This is a genomic window from Pumilibacter intestinalis (assembly GCF_943193005.1).
In the GTDB taxonomy this organism is placed as follows: Bacteria; Bacillota; Clostridia; order Christensenellales; family Pumilibacteraceae; genus Pumilibacter; species Pumilibacter intestinalis.
The window spans coordinates 1-2503 of record NZ_CALPCH010000039.1 but is presented as its reverse complement, the minus strand read 5'-3'; the positions used below and the strand labels follow the sequence as shown (position 1 = coordinate 2503).

Here is a 2503-nt window from a genome sequence, read left to right as displayed (position 1 = left end):
GGCTGGGAAAAATACGGCGACTTTGTCGGGCGCAACAAATGGTTTACGTGGGTTATAGTCGGCGTTATAGGCGCGTTGGCTCTTACCGCCGCTATTTCCATAACGGTAGCCGTTAAGAGGAAATAACGTCATGCTTAAGATATTCAAGCTCATAGTGTCGTGTGCGCTCATTGCCGGCATTGTGGTAGGCGGAATATTCGTATACCGTAGTTGCTCAATGAACGGCTGTAACGTTGCGGACAAACTGTCTTACGAAACGCCTGTATTAAAAGCAAGCACTACAAAGACCAACGAGGGTTATACAGGCGTTCTCGAAGATTTGCAATCCGACGAAAACTTTAACATAGACAAATACCCGGAGAACGCCGCCGACTATTCGCTACAGGTAATACAAATAGCCGAGGATAGCGCAAAGCATTTGTTGCTGTACGTGTATCAGCCGAGCGGCAACAGTAAGCCGCTAACGGCAACTACCGTACGCTTAAGCACGGCAATAAACGATAATGCAAAATGGCAGGATTATTCCGTAACGCTCGTAAGTCAAGCGGGAACGCTCCAAAAGTATGTGGTGAATGAATTAACGGTAAAATCCGACGTAGTGCGGTATTACGATATTGCCGCCATTCACCGTAAATGGGATAAAGACTTAGACGACGGCAACGAAGACGATAACACCATAAGCGAAGTTGTTTATGAGGTGGCGCAACGTTGGACGGCGTGCACTCTTAACGGTAACGTTACATACGAGTTAGACGGTTCGGCAATAGAACTTGTAAAAATAGTAGACAAACACGTCGGTTTTCTTCGTTATCCCGACGGATATATTTTCGGTGGCGGAGCTTCGGTAGACGGTCATTACGTTGCATTTTCTACCGACCATGATATAGACCGCCTAATGGAAGCGGATTTAACGTTTGTTACACGGCATGCGAAAAGCTATAACGACGTAAGAACGGACTACGACAATCCTGTTCCAAAAGAGGTATCTTTGAACGATATAGACGAAGCCGAAACAAATTCTATAGGTATATTCGGACACACATACAAATGGAAACGAATTGAAAGCATTTCATCGTTTATGCAAAGCGAGGAAAGCAAACTTACTAAAGAAACGAAAGACGCTATACAAGACGCGCAGTGGGTTTTTCGGTTTTATGAGTCGGAGTATAAAAGGTATACGCCTTCTACTTCTATGGGCCCGGTAGTAGGCAGTTACGTTAAAGAGTTCACCGAAGTAAGCGACGTAACAATACTGCGGCTTATGTTTGAAACAAGCGGTACGGTATATAATCTCGGCGTTTTAGATAATAAGCAAAGCGGAGATAATAACCCGGATAATAAAGTTGTAGGCGGTTGCGAAGATTTTTTTGCGCGGCTTTGGAATTTTATATGCGAGCATTGGAACTTAGTGTTACTTATTTTCGTTATCCTGTTGGGTGTTATTATAGGCGTTAAAATACTTACACTCGTATGGGGTAAATAACAGTGATACGAATAATATGCGGCATACCCCGAGTTGGCAAAACCGCGCTTATGACTTTGTTGGCGCTCGGTCACATGAAAGGACGGCAGGCGCATGCGGATTTAATAAAGTGCCGCAAACTACTTGCGCCGCTCAATGCCGGCGGATTTAATTACGTTCCGCCCGAAGACCACCTTGTGTTTGCGGACTACACGATTACCGCAGGCGCGAAAGGCAGAATAACGAATTACGAGGTCAACGGTTTTAATCTCGGACTTTTTAATGAAAATCACCCTACTATGTTTCTGCCGCCCAATGCTCAAATCAATCTCGACGAGGCTCAAAAGTATTTTAACAGCCGCAACAAAAAAGGCATAGCGGATTTTGTCTCCCGGTTCTACGAGCTTCACGGGCACTATCGACTGAATATAACGTGCACGGTGCAACGCCCCAAACTCATTGACTTAAACGTTCGCGAACTCGCCGCCGAAGTTCTTTACGTGGAGAAGCTTGATCATGAGCAAAGCGGCAAACGTATACTTTCTTCGCAATGGACGTGCTCGAGCTTCGATAACACGCCGTCGGCAATAGACTATATAGAGAGCGGACAGCACAAAGAGAAACGCGGCGACAAAGCCGTCTTCGAATACGACGGGAATATTTTTAAGCATTACGACAGTTTTTCATTCTTTCCTGCGTTCCTCAATGGTAACGAAGACAGCACGTTTAATCTTCGTCATGCAGTGCCCACCGGCTACACACGCGACGAAATAATGGACTTTAACGACGAACACGAATATTCCGTACCCGATACGTATTACGAAAAAAAGTGAGGTAAAAAAGCATGGACGAAAACGAAAGCGAAGAAAAGTTGCAAAGTCTTAAGCCCGACGAGCTTGTGAAAGCTGTAGAACCGCACGCCAGGCATTTGGAAAAGCACGGCGAAATGCGGGATAACGACACCATAAACGACAAACAGCTTAAAGCCGCGCAGTCGCCCGTAGCCGCCGCGGCGAACGCAATAGTAAAGCTCAAGCTCGC

At 45.8% G+C, this 2503-nt stretch carries 3 protein-coding genes; all 3 read left to right on the top strand.

All coding sequences use genetic code 11. The features are described from left to right. Positions 1 to 130 precede the first annotated feature (130 nt). Positions 131 to 1483: a hypothetical protein gene (locus tag NFR55_RS10365; protein ID WP_251548821.1), complete on the top strand. Its 1353-nt coding sequence runs from the start codon at positions 131 to 133 to the stop codon at positions 1481 to 1483. A 50-nt stretch (positions 1484 to 1533) separates the two neighbouring features. Beyond that, positions 1534 to 2295: a zonular occludens toxin domain-containing protein gene (locus NFR55_RS10360; RefSeq protein ID WP_251548818.1), complete on the top strand. Its 762-nt coding sequence runs from the start codon at positions 1534 to 1536 to the stop codon at positions 2293 to 2295. Positions 2296 to 2306: 11 nt separating this feature from the next. Then, a partial coding sequence (locus NFR55_RS10355) for a hypothetical protein (RefSeq protein ID WP_251548816.1) occupies positions 2307 to 2503 on the top strand: 197 nt, incomplete at its 3' end.